This window comes from Collinsella sp. TF07-1, from assembly GCF_003437235.1.
Classification (GTDB): domain Bacteria; phylum Actinomycetota; class Coriobacteriia; order Coriobacteriales; family Coriobacteriaceae; genus Collinsella.
Genome location: NZ_QSRV01000030.1, coordinates 1 through 17,762, shown reverse-complemented (window position 1 = coordinate 17,762; position 17,762 = coordinate 1). Strand labels below are relative to the sequence as shown.

The window sequence follows — 17,762 nt, the reverse complement described above, 5'->3', positions numbered from 1 at the left end:
CTCGTTAATCCAATCCATCTCTCCCTCCTTTCCTTGCATACCGAATTGATAATGTTATTCTAATTCGATATGTATCATATTTCAATATAAGCTTATTTATATATTACACAAGGTAAGCACCCCCCTGCATCCAGCACAGGAAATGACTCTCTCGTTCCCCAGTGACGCGGCGAGAAATACAGGCCACTGCAGGACGTTGAATGAACAGCCCGTGAAAACCGTTGTTTTCACGGGCTGCACCTGCTCAATACTTTTTTATTCTCCAGCCTCAGTCGTCTCTAAGATCGACCACGTAAACATGATCTGACTCCAGGACCGGGTCATCACCCGTCGCGGTCGCCCTGCTCAGCGCGTTGCGGGCGCGCCGCGTCGCCAGTTCCTCAAGTTCTCTTTCGTTGACGCGCTTAATAAGATCGCCAGGCTGGCAATCAAGCTCTACGCAAATATCCAGCAATGTCTTTAACCTAATTGCCTTCACCTTGCCATTTCGTATTTTTGAGATACTTGCCGGTGTGTGCCCGGTCGCCCGAATGATATCCGTACTCGTCTTTCCGCGTCGAAGCAATAAGCTTTCAAGCTCAATAATCAGATAGTCCATGCCGCCCCTCACACCAAATCCTCGGTCTGGTCTTGAAGCAGAGCTCCGTAGCGCCATATCGCAGAAATCGAGAAGCAGCAAACGGCCCCCAGCACAGCACCAATATCTATGGGCAGGGCCAGGTTTTCAAACATCGAATAGGCGTTCCCCAGCAAGTCGAAGGGGCCAATCACTATCGAAAGAAACCCCGGAGAAAACAAGAGGTCACCTATTGCCGCTGCAACAAACAGCCACCCGATAATCGAGATTCTTCGAGCATGCGAAAGGGTAAAGGGCGATTCGCCATGAGCCATGTCCATGCTGATTCCCCGCAGGGTCCATGTGGCCCCTCCGGAAATCAGAAGATACATCAAAGGAACCACTACGGAAACCGTCTTTGATGGATCATATAGGTTTCCTTGAGCAGCCATAAGCCCAATGGAAATAACCACCACCACCGAACAGCAACACACCGCTATAAACAGCGCCGTAAACAGAATCCCAAGCCTTCTTCCGAGAGTCATCATCTTCTGGATGGACTTATCGATCTTCTGGGCGCTATTCACCACAGCTCCTCCTAAAGCAATCAGAGGTCTTCTTACTTACTGTTTTTCCTACATTGTAACGAACTCGATAAGAAGAGGGTCGCTTCACGCCGCGCAATCCCGAACTCCAAGCGTTTCTCATCAGCATTGCCCATCTTTCGAGTCGAAATTCAAATCCAGTTTCTTATCGCATGCTGAAATCAACCCGAACTGGATGTGACTGGAAAACAGCGCGCTGCGTCGGTCGCGCTTTCCCGAGCGACTCTGGCACAACAGACGATATGAGTTGAACATTGGGGCCTCTCCCCTTGCAGCTCTCTCGTGGGTCGGGCGACAATGGTCGTACCATCAACCGCGGCCGCGCGCTGCGGGCCCTCGGCCTCGGCTGCGTCGTCGGGGCGGTCCCGAAGATGCACCGGCCCGCGGCCGACCGCGGCCGCAAGAACGACCGCCGCGACGCCGAGTGGCTGGCACGCATGCTGGCGCGCCGCAACGTCGTCGAGGTGTGGGTCCCCGACGAGCGCCCTCGAGGACGCGCGCGACGACCTGCAACACGCCAAGCAGCGGATGTCGAAGTTCCTGCTGCGCCACGGCCTCGTCTTCGACGAGACGACGCCGGCCGGCAGGCGCAGGGGCGCCTGGACGGGGGCCTACTGGGACTGGACGGAGTCCCTCTCCTTCGACGAGCCCGACGACGCCGCGGCCTACGAGCACTACATGGACGGAAATGACCTGGTAGAGAACCCTCGCACCGTCTACGTCGCAGGGGACGTAGACGAACTCGTCGAGCACGAGCAGCCTCGCGGGCGACACGTCGTTCAACAGTTTCGACAGCGTTCCCTTGCGCTTCGCGTTGCCGAGCTCGAGAACCAGCTGCGCGGTCTGCCAGAACCTGACCGACATGTCCGCGGCGACCGCGCGCATCGTGAGGGCGACTGCCATGCGCGTCTTGCCGCGCCTGGACTTACCGAAGAAGACGAGGTCTTCGCGCGATTGTTTGTGTCAACGGCCAACTGAATGTGAACCCTTCTTGCATTGTTGCAACCTGGCTGGCAGCCGGTCTTTAATGACGACGACCATTGTCGCCCGACCCACAAAAGAGCCGCAAGGGGAGGAGCTCCCAATGTTCAACTCATATCGTCTATGGCGCACTACCATTCACCGAAAGTCGGCAACTTTTTCATTCTCTCTATACATGTTTAAACAACATGTTCTACAATAGGGACAATAGCAATGGAAACTCGGGACGAGCCGTCTATCCATCTACGGCGCAGCCCCTTATTCAAAAGGACGGTGAGTGCATCCATGGAGCGTGCAAGCGGCGTTCTGATGCCCGTTTCGTCATTGCCCGGACCTTACGGTATCGGCGGCTTTGGCTGGAACGCCTATGACTTTGTCGATTTCCTCGCCTCGTGCAAACAACATTACTGGCAGATTCTCCCCCTTACGACAACGAGCTATGGCGACTCGCCCTATCAGTCGTTCTCGGCCCGTGCGGGCAACCCCAATTTCATCGACTTTGCCGAGCTTATCGAGGCCGGCTATCTGGAGCAGTGCGATATCGACGGCGTGTACCTGGGCTCCGACCCCAGCAATGTCGACTATGGTGCCATCTTTGGTGGCCGTCGTCAGATTCTCGACCGCGCCGCCGAGCGCTTTGCCGCCGACAAGCCGGCCGACTTCGACGACTTTGTCCAAGCAAACGAAGACTGGCTCATCCCCTACTGCGAGTTCATGACCGTCAAGGAGGAGTGCGGTCTCAAGGCCTTTTGGGAGTGGCCCGCAGAGCTCCGTACCCGCGGCGAGGCTTCTGCCAAGGTCTGCGCCGCCCATCCCGCGCGCATGCTCTACCACCAGATGACGCAGTACTTCTTCAATCGTCAGTGGAGCCGCCTCAAGGCCTATGCCAACGAGCGCGATATCCTCATCATCGGCGACCTGCCCATCTATGTCTCGCGTGACTCCGTCGAGATGTGGGCGACACCTGAGCTCTTTAAGATCGACGCCGCCGGCAATCCCGTGAGCGTCGCCGGCACGCCGCCCGACCAGTTCTCGGCCACCGGCCAGTACTGGGGCAACCCCATCTACGACTGGGACGCCATGGAGGCCGACGGCTTCTCCTGGTGGGAGGGCCGCATTCGCGCCGCCCTCGACATGTACGACGTCATCCGCCTGGATCACTTCCGCGGCTTCGAGGCCTATTGGGAGGTGCCGTTCTCCTCGCCTGATTCGTCCTACGGTTCGTGGACGCAGGGTCCCGGCCTCAAGCTCTTCAAGACACTCGAGGAAAAGCTCGGCACGCTGCCCATCATCGCCGAGGATCTGGGCTTCCTCACCCCCGGCGTCATCGATATGCGCGACAACTCGGGCTTCCCCGGCATGAAGATCCTGCAGTTTGCCTTTGAGGGCACCAACTCGTACTACCTGCCGCACAACTACATTGCCAACACCGTCGCCTACGTGGGCACTCACGACAACGAGACGGCACGCGGCTGGTTTGAAGGAACGGCTACCCCGCGTCAGCGCGAGCAGACAGCCCTGTACACCCATCAGCAGGCCGGCGAACCCATCGCCGACGCGCTCAACCGAACCATCGCAGCCAGCGTGAGCGACACGTGCGTCTACACCATGCAGGACCTGCTCAACTTGGGCAACGAGGCGCGCATCAACACCCCTGCCACGCTGGGCGGCAACTGGACCTGGCGCATGCTCGACGGCGCCATCACCCGCGAGCTCGAGCACAAACTCACCGACTGGACCGAGACCTACTTCCGCATCCCGTCGGAAGCCGAAATCGAGCTTCCTCAATAGGAGCTACCGCGCCCGACCCCTCCCCACCGTGCGGACGCGCTTGCTTACCCGCGCGAGGCCACCCCAATCCCCTCGCGCGGGATTCTTATGAATTGCAGACATGTAATCAACCCATTACAGGAGGAAACATGCCCCAAATTAACCTCATGGAACTCGCCGAGCAGTCTTTTGGCACCTCGCTCGAGCAGCTCGACGACCGTCGCATTTACAAGCTGCTGGTCAAACTCGTGCAGGAGCGCTCCGCCGCCTGCCCGCTCAACAACGGCAAGAAAAAGCTCTATTACATTTCCGCCGAATTTTTGATCGGCAAGCTGCTCATCAACAACATGATCGACCTCGGCATCTACGATGAGGTTAAGGACCAGCTCACCGCCGCAGGCCACGACCTCAACAAGATCGAGGAGTTCGAGGTCGAGCCGTCGCTCGGCAACGGCGGCCTGGGCCGCCTGGCCGCATGCTTCCTGGATTCCATCGCCACGCTGGGCTTGACCGGCGATGGCGTGGGCCTCAACTATCACTACGGCCTGTTCCGTCAGCGCTTTGTCGACAACCAGCAGAAGGCCGTCCCCGACGAGTGGCTCGGTGAGCAGGACATCCTAGTCGACGACGGCCGCTCCTACACCGTCGAGTTCGGCGATTTTGCCGTTACCTCCAAGCTCGTCAACATCGACGTGCCCGGTTACGGCCAGCCCACCAAGAACCGTCTGCGCCTGTTCGACCTGGCGAGCGTCGACGACGGCCTGGTCCCCGGCAGCTCCATCGACTTCGACAAGACCGAGATCGCCAAGAACCTCACCTTGTTCCTCTACCCCGACGATTCCGACGAGCAGGGCCGCCTGCTTCGCATCTATCAGGAGTACTTCATGGTGAGCAACGCCGCCCAGCTCCTGATCGACGAGGCCGTCGAGCGCGGCAGCAACCTGCACGATCTGGCCGACTACGCCGTGGTCCAAATTAACGACACGCACCCCACCATGGTCATCCCCGAGCTCATTCGCTTGCTCACCACCGAGCATGGCATCGAGTTTGACGAGGCCGTGACCATCGTACGCTCCATGGTCGCCTACACTAACCACACGATCCTTGCCGAGGCGCTCGAGAAGTGGCCGCTCGCCAGCCTGCAGAAGGTCTCCCCTGCCATCGCCGACATTATCGTCAAGCTCGATGAGATCGCGAAAGCCGAGCACGATGACCCGCGCGTCGCCATCATCGACGAGCACGACACCGTCCACATGGCCCACATGGACATCCACTTTGGCTTCTCCATCAACGGCGTAGCCGCCCTCCACACCAAGATCCTGGAGGACACCGAGCTTCATCCGTTCTACGAGATCTATCCCGAGAAGTTCTCCAACAAGACCAACGGCATCACCTTCCGCCGCTGGATCCATGGAGCCAACCCCGCGCTCGCCAGCCTGCTCGACGATGTAATCGGCACCGACTGGCGCAGCACCGGCGATCTGAACAAACTCGCCAAGTTCGCCGACGACAAGGACGTTCTTGAGCGCCTGGCCGCCACCAAGGTCGAGGCCAAGGCCATCATGCGCCAGTTCATGGCGCTCGAGCAGGGCGTGACCATTCCCTCCAACGCCATCATCGACGTCCAGGTCAAGCGCATCCACGAGTACAAGCGTCAGCAGATGCTCGCGCTCTACATCATCTGGAAGTACTTCGATATCAAGAACGGCAACAGGCCTAAGCACCCTGTCACCATCATCTTTGGCGGCAAGGCGGCGCCTGCCTACACTATCGCGCAGGACATCATCCATCTGATCCTGACGCTGTCGCAGTGGATTGCAAACGACCCCGACGTGGCTCCCTACCTGCAGGTTGTCATGATTGAGAACTACAACGTCACCGCCGCCGAGCGCGTGATCCCCGCCGCTGACATCTCCGAGCAGATCAGCCTGGCCTCCAAGGAGGCGAGCGGCACCTCCAACATGAAGTTCATGCTCAACGGCGCCCTAACCCTGTGCACGCTCGACGGTGCCAACGTGGAGATTGCCGAGCTCGTGGGCGACGAGAACATCTATACCTTTGGTGCCTCGTCCAAACAGGTCGAGCAGCTCTACGCCGACGGCACCTACAACGCCGGTGCGCTCTACCGCAAGCCCGGCATTAAACTGCTGGTGGACTTCATCACCAACCCGGCCTTTATGGCAACCGGCAACGCCGAGCGCCTGCAGCGCCTGCACGACGACATTAAGGGCAAGGACTGGTTTATGGCCCTGCTCGACATTGAGGAGTACATCCAGACCAAGGAGCGCGTGCTGGCCGACTACGAGGACCAGGACGCCTGGATGCGCAAGGCGCTCATCAATATCGCCAACGCCGGCACCTTCTCGTCCGACCGTACGATCTCCCAGTACAACGACGAGATTTGGCGCCTGAGCTAGCTCATTCCCCTTACCCATCCTCTTGAGAAACGGAGTCGTGGCAACACGGCTCCGTTTTTTGTGCCCGCACGTTACCCTGTGATCCGACTCGGCCAAACAATCTCGATCCGTAGCAATTACTCAACCAAAACGGTCCCAGCCGTTACAGATTGAGACATACCGGCCCCTCCCCTCGGGTTTATCTCAATCTGTAACATCTAGCAGGTGAAATTCGCCTTTGGTGTTACAGATTTAGATGAAATGGTTAGCTCAGCGGAACCGTCTCGATCTGTAACATCTAACGTCCGAAATCGGCCCTATCCGTTACAGATCGAGACAAACGACCGGTCAGACAGTCCCAACACAAAGAAAGGCTCCCCTCTCGCCCAGTGGACGGGAGGGGAGCCTTATATGTGACCGCGGCAAAAGGATGGCAAAGCCGCAGTCGCCCAAAGGGAGGGCCTGGATGCACCGGGCCTAGATAAGGTTCTTGCCAGACACCTTATCGAAGAGATGAGTCGCGTTCTTCTCGAACTTGAACCAGATGGGGTCGCCAGCCTTGAGCGCGCCCTTGGCCTCGAGGTCGACGACGGGGATAATCAGGACAAACTGGCCGTCGGGAGCGGTCACGTGGACATGCTCGGTCGAGCCCATGAGCTCGGTCACCTCGACGGTGCCCTGGAGCACACCCTCCTCGCCCTTGTCGGCAAGCAGGATCTGCTCGGGGCGCACGCCGGCCGTAATCTCCTTCACGTCGCCGCCGTCCCAGTTGAGGGCAAGCTGAGCGCAAGTCTCCGGGGCGAGCGCCACGTTCATATCCTCGGTCTTGACAGTAAAGCCGTTGCCCGAGCGCACCAGCTGGGCATCGAAGAAGTTCATCTGCGGCACGCCGATGAAGCCGGCGACGAAGATGTTCGCGGGATGGTTGAAGACCTCCTGCGGCGTGGCGATCTGCTGGACGACGCCGTCCTTCATGACCACGATGCGGTCGCCGAGGGTCATAGCCTCGGTCTGGTCGTGGGTAACGTAGATGAAGGTGCCCTTGATCTCGTGACGCAGCTTAATGAGCTCGGCGCGCATCTGGTTACGAAGCTTGGCATCCAAGTTGGACAGCGGCTCGTCCATCAGGAAGACCTTGGGGTCACGCACGATGGCGCGGCCGATGGCGACGCGCTGGCGCTGGCCGCCAGAGAGCGCCTTGGGCTTACGGTCGAGGTACTCGGTAATACCCAGGATCTCGGCAGCGGAGCGAACCTTGCGGTCGATCTCGTCCTTGGGGACCTTCTTGAGCTCAAGCGTAAACGCCATGTTCTCGTACACCGTCATATTGGGGTACAGAGCATAACTCTGGAACACCATGGCGATGTCGCGGTCCTTGGGCGCCACGTCGTTGACGCGCTTGCCATCGATGAACACATCGCCGGAGGTGATGTCCTCCAGGCCGGCGACCATGCGCATCGTCGTGGACTTACCGCAGCCAGAAGGGCCAACGAGGACGATGAACTCCTGGTCGTGAACGGTGAGGTTGAAGTCCTCTACAGCGAGCACACCGTCCTCGGTAACCTTGAGGTTGTGCTTCTTCTCCTCGGTCTTCTTCTTTTTGCCAAAGAAGCCCTTCTTTTTTGACTCGTTGTTGGGATACACCTTCTGAACATGTTTGAGAACGATCTCGGCCATGTCTTTACCTTTCGATACGCGGCGCCGCGCTGAGAGGCGCCGCCAAAACTTGCAAAACAGTTACGGCATCAGCCCTTGACGGCACCTGCCACCACACCGTCGATGATGTACTTCTGGCAGAAGATGTACATGATGACGATGGGGATGACGACCATCATGATGCACGCCATCATGGGGCCGAGCTCGACGTGGCCATAGCCGCCACGGAAGTACTGGATCAAGATAGGAATGGTCTTGTACTTGGTGGAGTCGAGCGTAAGGTAGGGCAGCAGATAGTCGTTCCAGACCCACATGGTCTCAAGGATGCCGACCGAAAGATAGGTGGGCTTCATAATGGGAAGGACGATCTTAAAGAACACTTGGACCGGGTTGCAGCCGTCGATCATGGCCGCTTCCTCAATCTCGAGCGGGATGTTCTTGACGAAGCCGGCGAACATAAAGACCGCGAGGCCCGCGCCAAAACCAAGGTAGATGAAGCAGATGTTAAACGGCGTGTTAAAGCCGATGCGGTCCGCGAGGTTGGACAGCGTGAACATGATCATCTGGAACGGTACGACCATCGAGAAGACGAACAGGTAATAGAAGAAGTTCGAGATCTTGCTGTTGACGCGCACCACGTACCAAGCGCACATGGAGCAGCACACCAGAATCAGCACGACCGACGTGACCGTGATGATAAGCGAGTACATAAACGCCGAGGCAAAGCCCTGCTCGTTCAGAGCGTGCACGTAGTTTGCGAGGCCGTTGAACGTCTCGGGCGTGAGCAGATCGAACGCCGTGGTGGTGCTGATTGCGGTCGCTTTCTTAAAGGAATTGAGCGCAATCATGAACACGGGGTAGATCCATGCGAGCGACAGAATCGTAAAGAAGATCGAGAGCGCGCGGTTGATAGCCTTATCGCGTTTCATTACTGCTGCACCTCCTTGGACCTCGTGGCCTTAAGCTGGATCATAGAAATAGCGACAACCAGGATGCAGAAGATAACTGCCTTGGCCTGACCGATGCCCTGCCATGCGATGCCAGCACGCGAATAGAACGTGTTGTAGATGTTCAGGGCGAGCATCTCGGTGGAGTGCGCCGGGGCGCCACCGGTAAGGGCGAGGTTCTGGTCGAACAGCTTAAAGCCGTTGGTGATGGACAGGAACAGGCAGATGGTGATGGTCGGCATCAGGTTGGGGATCTTAACCTTCCAAAACGTCTGCCATGCCGTAGCGCCATCGACCTTGGCGGCCTCGATGTAGTCAGACGGGATGGACTGCAGACCGGCGATGTAGATGATCATCATGTAGCCGACCTGCTGCCACAGGGTCAGGATGATAAGGCCCCAGAAGCCAGCAGCAGAGTTAAGGGCGATGAGCTGGGCGCCCACGTTGGAGAGCAGGCAGTTGATCAGAATCTGCCAAATGTAGCCCAGCACGATGCCGCCGATCAGGTTAGGCATAAAGAAGATCGTACGGAAGATGTTGGTACCCTTGAGCGCTTTGCGGGTGAGCGCCTGCGCGATGGCCAGCGCGATCACGTTGATGAGCACCGTCGACAGGAAGGCAAACGCCACCGTAAAGAAGAACGACGTGGAGAACTGCGGATCGGACAGCGCGCGCACGTAGTTCTCGATACCGACAAAGTGCGCGTTATTGATGGTAATAAACTGGCAGAACGAGAGATAGAAACCCTGGATAAAGGGAATCACGAACCCGATCATAAACGCCAGGCACGTGGGCAGCATAAAGAGCGGCCACCAGCGCTTGAGTGCTTTGCCCATAGAAGGGTCCTTTCAATATGCAGGGGGCGGGCAAACCTACGTCTGCCCGCCCCCTGTCGCTAATCAGATAGCTTGGGCAGCAACTGCTTACTCGGAAGCAGCCTTCTCGGTCTTCCAGCCATCGACGAAGGCGTTCTTGACGCCGTCCCACTTGGTGTTGTCGGCAGCATAAGCGATGAGAGCCTGCTTGAGGTTCTTCTTCCACTCCTCGGAGGGGATGTAAACGAAGTCCCAAGCGACGGTCTTCTTGCCGTCCTTGGCCATAGCAACGGCCTGCTGCGAGAAGACGTTGGTGGTCTCCTTAGCGCTCTTGAACGGGGCGGTCAGACCCATCTTGTCAGCGATGATGCTGGTGGCGGTGTCAGAAGTGACGCACCAATACATGAAGTCCTCGGTGGCCTTCTGGGCATCCTCGGAAGCCTGGGAGCTGACGCACCAGTAGTTCTCGCCGCCGGAGCACAGGCCCTGGTTCTCCTCGCCGTCGACGCCGATGTAGATCGGCAGCATGCCGAGCTGGTCGTCGGTCATACCGGCCTTGGTGAGGTCGGCGTAGGCCCAAGAGCCGTTCTGGTAGAAGACGGCCTTGCCGGTTGCGAACTCGTTGGTGGCGTCGTCACCGGTCTTGGAGGCGAGCTGCGAAGGATCGCAGGTGGAGTCGGTGATATACAGGTCGAAGATCTGCTTAAAGTTGTCGAGATACTCGCCCTTGATCTCGTCGTCCTCCTGGTTGTGCTCCTTCTCGAACTCGTAGTAGAGCGGGAGGTTGGCGAGGTGGGTGGTGTAGCGCCAGCTGGAGGAGTCATCCATGCCGGCGGAAGTGAAGGCACCGTCAACGCCGAGCTCGTCCTTGCGGGCCTGGATGTCATCGGCGCAAGCCTTCAGCTTGTCGAAGGAGTTGATGTCCTCGGCCTTGTAGCCGGCCTTCTCGAGGAGCTCCTTGTTGTAGATGATGCCGTAGCTCTCCTGAACCCAGTCGATACCCAGATCCTTGCCGTCGGACTGCAGCGCCAGGGAGTCGTCGATGAGCTCGCCGCGGAGCTTGGTGTCGGAAAGATCGGCGCAGTAGTCCTTCCAGTTCTTAAGGCCGGTGGGGCCGTTGACCTGGAACAGCGTCGGAGCGGAGCTCTTGGACATCTCGGACTTGAGCTTCTCCTCGTAGGTGTTGGAGGCGGCGGTCACGATCTTGACCTCGACGCCCTTCTCCTTCTTGTACGCCTTGGCGATCTCCTTCCACTCCTTGTCGACCTCGGGCTTGAACTGGAGGAAGTAGACCTCGGCAGCGTCACCAGAAGCAGAGGAGCCAGAGCCGGCAGAACCACCGCAGCCCACGAGGCCCAGACCAAGAACCGCAGCCGCGGAACCAGCAAAGCCCAGGAACTGCCTTCTGCTCATTTCGTTCTTCATTACAATCCACCCTTTCACACCGTGGCGGCACCCTTTGCCGCCGCCTTCGGAGATTGGCTCGGGGACTTTGCCCCTTTTGCTGACTTGTACAATACGCTATTTGGCTAGTTGTTTGAACAAGTATTACTAGAGCGGTAGAAAAACTTCGGTGAACGGTAATTTCGACTTGATACTTGACAAGTTTTGTATAAACAATTATTTGTTATCGAATGCAGAGAAAACGCCCGATCAAGCCGATGCATCGTCGGTTTGACCGGGCGTTTTCGCTTTGAGGGCATGAGTCTCGTCAGGCTGCGAGCTAGCCGGCTATCGCTTGGAATTGACGCGGTAATGGAAGATCTCGGGGTGTGTGCGGGCATGCGTGACCTCGAACAAGATGCCGTCCGAGGTGTACGACTGGCTCTCCATAACGGCGACGCAGTTGTACTTGCCAAGGTCCAGATAGCTGCAATCCTCATCGTTGGCGAGCTCGACACTCACCGTACGGCGGCTCGCCATCACTTTGATGCCGCGCTTGTGCTCCAGATAGCCGTAGATAGAATCCGCCGCGATCTCGGGGGTCAGGCCCTTGGCGATCGACGCCAAAAAGTAGCCGTGGTCCACTTGGCGCGCGCTGCCGTTGAGGCTTCGGACACGCACGACGCGAATCAGCTCCTCGCCCACCTTAAAGCCCAGGCGACGAGAGAGTTGCTCAGTGCAAATCAAGTGTTCAAAAGACTTGACCTCGGTCGATGCGACGGCATTGTTGCGTTTTGCGAACTCGCCAAACGACTCAACCTCTTCGAGTGCGCCCAGCATATCGGTTTCGCCCTTAAGCCAAATAACGCGCACGCCCTTGCCGTGTATAGGCTGCACAAACATCTGGTCGGCCAGCATGCTCAAGGCGCGTCGAACGGTATTGCGCGTGCAGCCAAACTCCGCGGTCAGCTCGGCTTCGGTTGGCAGCATCTCCTGAAACGCATAGGTCCCGTTGATGATGCGCGAACGGATCTCGCGGTAGATTCCTTCGTAAATCGCTTTTGGCATGATTTCACCTCTAATGAATATGTATGGCTAGGCACGATAGCATTTCTTAAAGTTGTTTAAACCGATTATCGGTAAAGCACGGATTATTTACCGTCGACGGTTCCCCCGAAACCCAAATCGGACCGAATCAAAACCGTCAATGCGGCAAGCAGCCAGTCCTCTACAATGAGTTCATTGTTTAAACGTTCTTGCTCGCACAGCATGTTGCATCCGAAAGGCATATTATGCTGCAGAAAATCCAACGTTTTGGCGGAGCCATGTTCGCGCCCGCCATGCTGTTTTCTATATCAGGCCTCATGGTCGGCATCTCCGCCCTCGCAACGACCGTGGATATCGTCGGCGACCTCGCCGTATACGGAACCCCCTGGTACGTTTTCTGGACTATCATTCAGCGCGGCTCGTGGACGGTCTTTAAGCGCCTTCCACTCCTTTTTGCCGTAGCGCTGCCCATCGGCCTTGCCCAAAAGCAACCGGCACGCTGCTGCCTCGAGGCGCTCGTAGCCTATTTTGCCTACTGTTTCTTTTTGAGCGAGATCATTAAGCTGAGCGGCGACAACCTTGGACTTAAGTACCCGTCGTCTTTAACCCCCGCCAGCGGCATCACCGTCATCGACGGCATCAAGACGCTCGACACCGGCATTATCGGCCCGCTGGCGGTGTCGGCAACCGTCGTTGCCATCCATGACCGCTTCTACGATGCCAAGGTTCCCGATTGGCTCGGCACGTTCTCGGGTTCCTCGCTCGTCTACCTCATCAGCTTTTTTGCCGTGTTTGCCCTTGCCGCCATCTCGGCCGCCATCGTGCCCTTCGCATACGCTGTGACCGAAACGCTGCGCCACGCACTTGCGGGCGTCGGCCCCTTCGGCGTGGGCATCTTTGTGTTTTTGGAGCGAGCGCTCGAGCCCATGGGGCTGCACCATCTGCTCTATATGCCCATCTATTACGACAATCTGGTCATTCACGACGGTATTTACGCCACGTGGACCAACCTGCTCCCCATTCTCTCCCATAGCACGCGCCCTTTAAATGAACTTGCGCCCTGGGCAGGTTTTACCGCCACCGGCTGGGGCAAGCTCTTTGGCCTTCCCGCCATCGCGGCAGCATTCTATTTCACCGCCAAACCCGAACGCCGCGCCGGCCTTAAGGTCATCCTTTTGCCCGCCATCGTCGCCTCGGTGGTCTGCGGCGTCACCGAGCCGCTCGAGTTTCTCTTTATGTTCACCTATCCCGGACTCTTTTTGCTCTACGCCGTCCTGTCCTCCTGCCTTGCCATGACCATGAACTTCTTTGGCATCGTCGGCATCTTCTCGGGCGGTCTCATGGAAATGACGGCCTTCAACTTCATCCCACTCATGCGAATGCATGCCGGCTCCTACCTTTTGGCGCTCGGTATCGGTCTTGCCTTTAGCCTCATCTTTTTTGTTAGTTTTCGAGCACTCATCTTGGTCTATGACCTTAAGACGCCGGGCCGCGAGGATCATGTCTCCAATCGCGCGGCAATCGATCGTTTAACGGGAAGCGGCTTTGCCAAAGAGCAATCTCCCAATGGCGAGGTCAGTATTCAATCCGATCAAGATCACGTCCTCGCTGAGCGGGTAATTCAGCTTTTAGGTGGCGTTGGCAATATCGTGGGCGCAACCAACTGCGCCACGCGCCTGCGCGTCGAGGTCGCAGACCCTTCCATCGTTGCAGATAATGCGTCGTTTGTCGCGGTGGGCGCCAAGGGCCTCATCATTACGGGCAAGACCGCCCAGGTGATTATTGGCATCTCCGTTCCCCGCGTTAAAGAGCATTTTGACCAGATCATGGGCCTCGAGCCGGGATTTGTGTCCACCACCTCGGCCTCCCCTGCCGCCAGCGCAGCCCATAAGCGCGGCGATATCTGCTTCTTCGATATCGACGGAACACTCGCCTGGCAAGACCCTCGAGTGGCACAAGAGCTTCCCGAGAGCGAGCGAGACCTCTCCCCCTATCCCAATGAAGCGGTCTCGCAAGCCATCCGTGATTTTGTCGCCAAGGGCAATATGGCGTTTATCTGCACAGGGCGCACGCTGAGCTGCATCCATCCAAAGCTGCTCGAGCTGCCCTGGACCGGCATCGTCTGCCTCGCGGGTGGCTATGTCGAACTTGAGGGACACGTGATTCGCGATTTGGCGATGACGCCCGGCATGCTGCAGCGCCTTGCTCCCATTCTTGAGCAATCGGACGAAGTGATTCGTTTTGAGGGGCTCAATGGCGTCGTTCGCATGAGTGCCGATGCGCCCGACGCTCCGGGATACGCCCGCACCGTGGGCGATGCAATTACGCAGCTGCAACATTACAGCGCCTACAAGATCTTAATGTCCACGTCGCTTGCCAACCGCATCGCTCAGGATCAAGCGTTTGAGCCGCTGCTCTGCTTTAACGAGCTCGAGCTCGAAGTGACCGAGATTTCGCCTCGCGAATGCACCAAGCGCAAGGGTATCCAGTCCGTACTCGACGCCCTCGATCCCCACCACGGAACCGTATACGGCATCGGCGACGCCAGCAATGACGTCTCGCTGATGAACGCCGTCGATGTCGGTATCGCCATGGGCAATGCGCCGGACTTCCTCAAGGAAAAGGCCGACTATGTCACCGACAGCATCGACCACGACGGCGTCGTCACCGCGCTCGAACACTTTGGGCTTATCTAGCCAAGCCCCTACCGCACTTGCGGCCGCATGGACCAATCGTCTTCAACCGCCGCGCTCGACGCCCTAATGTGGCAATATGTTGTCTGCATAATGCAACGATGCAACCTATCAAAGAATGCGAGAACCCGTGTCCAGTCCGTTTACCAGCTTTTTAGCCCAGCACTTTGACCAGATTAACGACTATCTGGCCACGTTCTTTGACGGACAGGCGACTTCCGCCGATATCGAGCGCTACCTGTATACCCCGCTCTCGGCATTTACGGCAAACGCTGGCAAGCGCCACCGCCCGCTCATCTGCATGCTCGCCGCCACTGCGGTAGGCGGCAGCTTTGAGAGCGCCCGCAGCGCAGCGGCGGCCATCGAGCACTTTCAGTCGGGCGCACTCATCCACGACGACATCGCCGACAACGGGCAGATTCGTCGCGGCAAGCCCTGCATGCACCTTACCGAGGGCACCGGTCTTGCCATCAACTGCGGTGACCTGGCGCTCACCATGGTCACCAAGACGGTTCTCGACGACCCCACACTCAACGCAGACGTGAAGCTTCACGTGCTCCACGAGCTTACCGAGATGATCGTCCGTACCATCGAGGGCCAAGCGCTCGACCTGGGCTGGGTCCGCGACGAGCGCTTTGACATTTCGGTCGACGATTATCTGGACATGGCGACGCACAAGACCGCGTACTACAGCGGAGCGACGCCGCTTGCCGCCGGAGCCATTATCGGCGGCGGCAGCGAAGAGCAGATTGAGGCACTGCGCGCCTTTGGGCTGCACACGGGCCTTGCCTTCCAGATTCAAGACGACCTGCTCAACTTGATCGGCACCAAGGAGGCCGCCAACAAGGACTTCCGCACCGATATCACCGAGGGCAAGCGCACCCTCGTTGCCGTGCATGCCCTGTCAGACGAGCGCTATCACGACGAGATCGAGGCAATCCTTTCCTCGGGCACCGAGGACCCTGCGCAGCTCGCACGCGCCGTGGAGATCTTCCAGGAGACCGGCTCCATCGATTACGCCCACACCTATGCGCTCGACCTGACCGCTAAGGCCAAGGCCGCTATCGAAGGCGTCGAGCTCGACCCGCATGCGCGCGAGCTCTTCCTCTCAATGGCAGATTTCTTTGTGGAGCGTCTTAACTAGCGGGGGTCATAAAACCTGTGGGCAGCGAGTTTGGGTACAAGTTGCTACACTATTGAGTGCATGTTTATAAATTGTCTCGCGTTGTCTATCCGACACACGCTCAAAATAGTACGAATGGTACGCCGAAAGGGGTTCGTTCATGGAACCTATTACCACGGGCATGCAGGGAGCAGCCGTCGAGGACGTCCAGTCCCGCCTTCTGCAGCTCGGCTATACAATCGATGACGCCGAGGTTGTCGACAAGCGCTTTGGCACCACCACCGAGCAGGCCGTCAGCACCTTCAGGCTCGACAGCGGCCTTGCTGCCGGTCATGCCGTCGATATCCCCTGTTGGAGCGCCCTGGTCGACGCCTCGTATAAGCTGGGCGACCGCACCCTGTATCTGCGCATGCCCAATTTCCATGGCGCCGATGTGCAGGCCCTGCAGCGCGCTCTCAACGTTTTGGGCTTTGCCTGTGGCGAAGACGACGGCTACTTTGGTCCGCATACCGAGGCCGCCCTGCAGCAGTTCCAGGAAAATGTCGGCCTGTTTGCCGACGGCATGGCCTTCCAGGACACCTACGCCTACATCAACCGCCTGCACCATGTGTGGGAGGGCAAGCCCTCGGTCACCGAAGCCGAGTCCCGCATCGGTTTTGCTCGCGCCGCCAACGTGCTCGAGCGCTTCCAGATCGCCGTTATCGGTGAGGACCCCATCGCACGCAGCGTTGCTTCGCGCATGTGGAACATCGCCACGGCAACGACCGACAACAGCGGCATGATGCTCTGCGACTCCGAGGTCCCAACCGACGTTGACCTGGTGCTCGAGATCGCAAGCGACGAGCTGCCCGCCGACGCCGCGCCACGCGCCACGATTGCCCTCGCCGAGTGCCACAACCTGGCCCAGCGCATCCGCACCGCCAATGTCGCCGCGCAGCAGAAGCCGGCTCGCATTCGCATTGAGCTCACGGGCATGACGCGCTACAACGGCACCTTCACGGCCAGCGACGCGCAGACGCTCGCCGTACGCCTACTCGACGGCGTTTGCGATGCCCTCGCAGATTAGGTAAACTAGACGAGTTGCTTTTGGGCAACACCACACATTGGGACGTAGTTCAACGGTAGAACTCCGGTTTTTGGTGCCGGCTGTTGGGGGTTCGAATCCCTCCGTCCCAGCCATTAAAACTGAGCGCCCTAAGCCCATAACGGCCCAGGGCGCTTTCTTGTGGGCAAGCGGAGGAATTCGAACCCGCAAGGGTGCGGAGCTGAGGAAACGCGAAGCGTTTTCCAGCGCAGCACGCAAGGAGCGAAGCGACGCAGCGGGGCGCGGTCGCCGACCAGGCGGACGCGGAATCCCTCCGTCCCACACCAGCCAAGAGCCCCTCACGTCAAGCAAATCGAGCCAACGCCGCCAAGCGGAGGGATTCGAACCCGCAAGGGTGCGGAGCGACGCAGCGGGGCGCGGTCGCCGCAGGCAGACGCGGTGCCGGCACTTGGGGACGCTCCTGAGTGCCGGCATTATAGGAACGTCCCCAAGTGCCGGCTCGGGACTATTTTCGAGGACCCTCCGAAGGACTGTGGCCAAAAAACGGCAAATATGAGTACTGTTACCGTTGTAGCTACATTATTTTCGTTAATAAAAGAAGATCTTAATGAGATTTATTCGCATCAAGGTCTTCCTTTAATGAACACTTGAGGAGATACGGCAGCTTATCTGCTCGATCGACACGTCAAATCACCTTAAATGTGATCAAAATTACTGCTACTAAAAGAGTATCAGTACTCATATT

The 17,762-nt window shown here is 58.2% G+C and carries 13 protein-coding genes and 1 tRNA gene; 6 read left to right on the top strand and 8 right to left on the bottom strand.

Translation table 11 applies throughout. The features are described from left to right. Nucleotides 1–268 precede the first annotated feature (268 nt). From DXC67_RS09435 to DXC67_RS10845, 3 genes are all read right to left on the bottom strand, one after another. Nucleotides 269–598 (bottom strand): helix-turn-helix transcriptional regulator, encoded by a 330-nt coding sequence (locus DXC67_RS09435; RefSeq protein WP_052044110.1) that lies wholly within the window; start codon nt 596–598, stop codon nt 269–271. A gap of 8 nt (nt 599–606) precedes the next feature. Then, nucleotides 607–1,143 (bottom strand): hypothetical protein, encoded by a 537-nt coding sequence (locus tag DXC67_RS09430; protein ID WP_035137761.1) that lies wholly within the window; start codon nt 1,141–1,143, stop codon nt 607–609. A 327-nt stretch (nt 1,144–1,470) separates the two neighbouring features. Further along, nucleotides 1,471–2,064, bottom strand: coding sequence for an ATP-binding protein (locus DXC67_RS10845; protein WP_084591805.1), 594 nt, complete (start codon nt 2,062–2,064; stop codon nt 1,471–1,473). Nucleotides 2,065–2,355: 291 nt separating this feature from the next. Between DXC67_RS10845 and malQ the strand changes: the two genes are divergently transcribed. Together malQ and glgP are read left to right on the top strand one after the other, a co-directional pair. Beyond that, nucleotides 2,356–3,933: a 4-alpha-glucanotransferase gene (gene malQ, locus DXC67_RS09420; protein WP_255413354.1), complete on the top strand. Its 1,578-nt coding sequence runs from the start codon at nt 2,356–2,358 to the stop codon at nt 3,931–3,933. Nucleotides 3,934–4,061: 128 nt separating this feature from the next. Beyond that, on the top strand, nt 4,062–6,329 hold the full coding sequence (gene glgP, locus DXC67_RS09415; protein WP_117638180.1) for a glycogen/starch/alpha-glucan family phosphorylase: 2,268 nt from the start codon (nt 4,062–4,064) through the stop codon (nt 6,327–6,329). Nucleotides 6,330–6,785: 456 nt separating this feature from the next. Here the strand turns inward: glgP and DXC67_RS09410 are convergent, their stop codons facing one another. From DXC67_RS09410 to DXC67_RS09390, 5 genes are all read right to left on the bottom strand, one after another. Beyond that, nucleotides 6,786–7,985: an ABC transporter ATP-binding protein gene (locus DXC67_RS09410; RefSeq protein WP_117638179.1), complete on the bottom strand. Its 1,200-nt coding sequence runs from the start codon at nt 7,983–7,985 to the stop codon at nt 6,786–6,788. 68 nt (nt 7,986–8,053) lie between these two features. Beyond that, the gene (locus DXC67_RS09405) at nt 8,054–8,893 is read right to left on the bottom strand and encodes a carbohydrate ABC transporter permease (protein ID WP_117638178.1); all 840 of its coding nucleotides are present in this window, start codon (nt 8,891–8,893) and stop codon (nt 8,054–8,056) included. Further along, on the bottom strand, nt 8,893–9,747 hold the full coding sequence (locus DXC67_RS09400; RefSeq protein ID WP_055252174.1) for a carbohydrate ABC transporter permease: 855 nt from the start codon (nt 9,745–9,747) through the stop codon (nt 8,893–8,895). The genes DXC67_RS09405 and DXC67_RS09400 overlap by 1 nt, the downstream gene beginning before the upstream one ends. 87 nt (nt 9,748–9,834) lie before the next feature. After that, nucleotides 9,835–11,151, bottom strand: a complete 1,317-nt coding sequence (locus DXC67_RS09395; RefSeq protein WP_055252173.1) for an ABC transporter substrate-binding protein — start codon at nt 11,149–11,151, stop codon at nt 9,835–9,837. Between the two features lie 306 nt (nt 11,152–11,457). Then, entirely contained in the window at nt 11,458–12,177 is a 720-nt protein-coding gene (locus DXC67_RS09390) for a GntR family transcriptional regulator (RefSeq protein WP_117638177.1), read from the bottom strand. A gap of 224 nt (nt 12,178–12,401) precedes the next feature. On the opposite strand from DXC67_RS09390, the gene DXC67_RS09385 reads away from it, so the two are divergent. The 4 genes from DXC67_RS09385 (at nt 12,402) to DXC67_RS09370 (ending at nt 17,151) form a co-directional block, all read left to right on the top strand. Further along, entirely contained in the window at nt 12,402–14,852 is a 2,451-nt protein-coding gene (locus DXC67_RS09385) for a PTS transporter subunit EIIC (protein ID WP_117638176.1), read from the top strand. A 127-nt stretch (nt 14,853–14,979) separates the two neighbouring features. After that, nucleotides 14,980–15,993, top strand: coding sequence for a polyprenyl synthetase family protein (locus tag DXC67_RS09380; RefSeq protein ID WP_117638175.1), 1,014 nt, complete (start codon nt 14,980–14,982; stop codon nt 15,991–15,993). Between the two features lie 139 nt (nt 15,994–16,132). Further along, nucleotides 16,133–17,038 (top strand): peptidoglycan-binding protein, encoded by a 906-nt coding sequence (locus DXC67_RS09375; RefSeq protein WP_187361857.1) that lies wholly within the window; start codon nt 16,133–16,135, stop codon nt 17,036–17,038. 38 nt (nt 17,039–17,076) lie between these two features. Next, a tRNA-Gln gene (locus tag DXC67_RS09370) sits at nt 17,077–17,151 on the top strand. The last annotated feature ends 611 nt before the right edge of the window (nt 17,152–17,762 follow it).

Coding starts and splice junctions, on each gene's coding strand:
- DXC67_RS09395 (WP_055252173.1), bottom strand. CDS start 11,151: ATGAAGAACGAAATGAGCAGAAGGCAGTTCCTGGGCTTTGCTGGTTCC.
- DXC67_RS09410 (WP_117638179.1), bottom strand. CDS start 7,985: ATGGCCGAGATCGTTCTCAAACATGTTCAGAAGGTGTATCCCAACAAC.
- DXC67_RS09390 (WP_117638177.1), bottom strand. CDS start 12,177: ATGCCAAAAGCGATTTACGAAGGAATCTACCGCGAGATCCGTTCGCGC.
- DXC67_RS09405 (WP_117638178.1), bottom strand. CDS start 8,893: ATGAAACGCGATAAGGCTATCAACCGCGCGCTCTCGATCTTCTTTACG.
- DXC67_RS09400 (WP_055252174.1), bottom strand. CDS start 9,747: ATGGGCAAAGCACTCAAGCGCTGGTGGCCGCTCTTTATGCTGCCCACG.
- DXC67_RS09435 (WP_052044110.1), bottom strand. CDS start 598: ATGGACTATCTGATTATTGAGCTTGAAAGCTTATTGCTTCGACGCGGA.
- DXC67_RS09375 (WP_187361857.1), top strand. CDS start 16,133: ATGGAACCTATTACCACGGGCATGCAGGGAGCAGCCGTCGAGGACGTC.
- DXC67_RS10845 (WP_084591805.1), bottom strand. CDS start 2,064: ATGGCAGTCGCCCTCACGATGCGCGCGGTCGCCGCGGACATGTCGGTC.
- glgP (WP_117638180.1), top strand. CDS start 4,062: ATGCCCCAAATTAACCTCATGGAACTCGCCGAGCAGTCTTTTGGCACC.
- DXC67_RS09385 (WP_117638176.1), top strand. CDS start 12,402: ATGCTGCAGAAAATCCAACGTTTTGGCGGAGCCATGTTCGCGCCCGCC.
- malQ (WP_255413354.1), top strand. CDS start 2,356: ATGGAAACTCGGGACGAGCCGTCTATCCATCTACGGCGCAGCCCCTTA.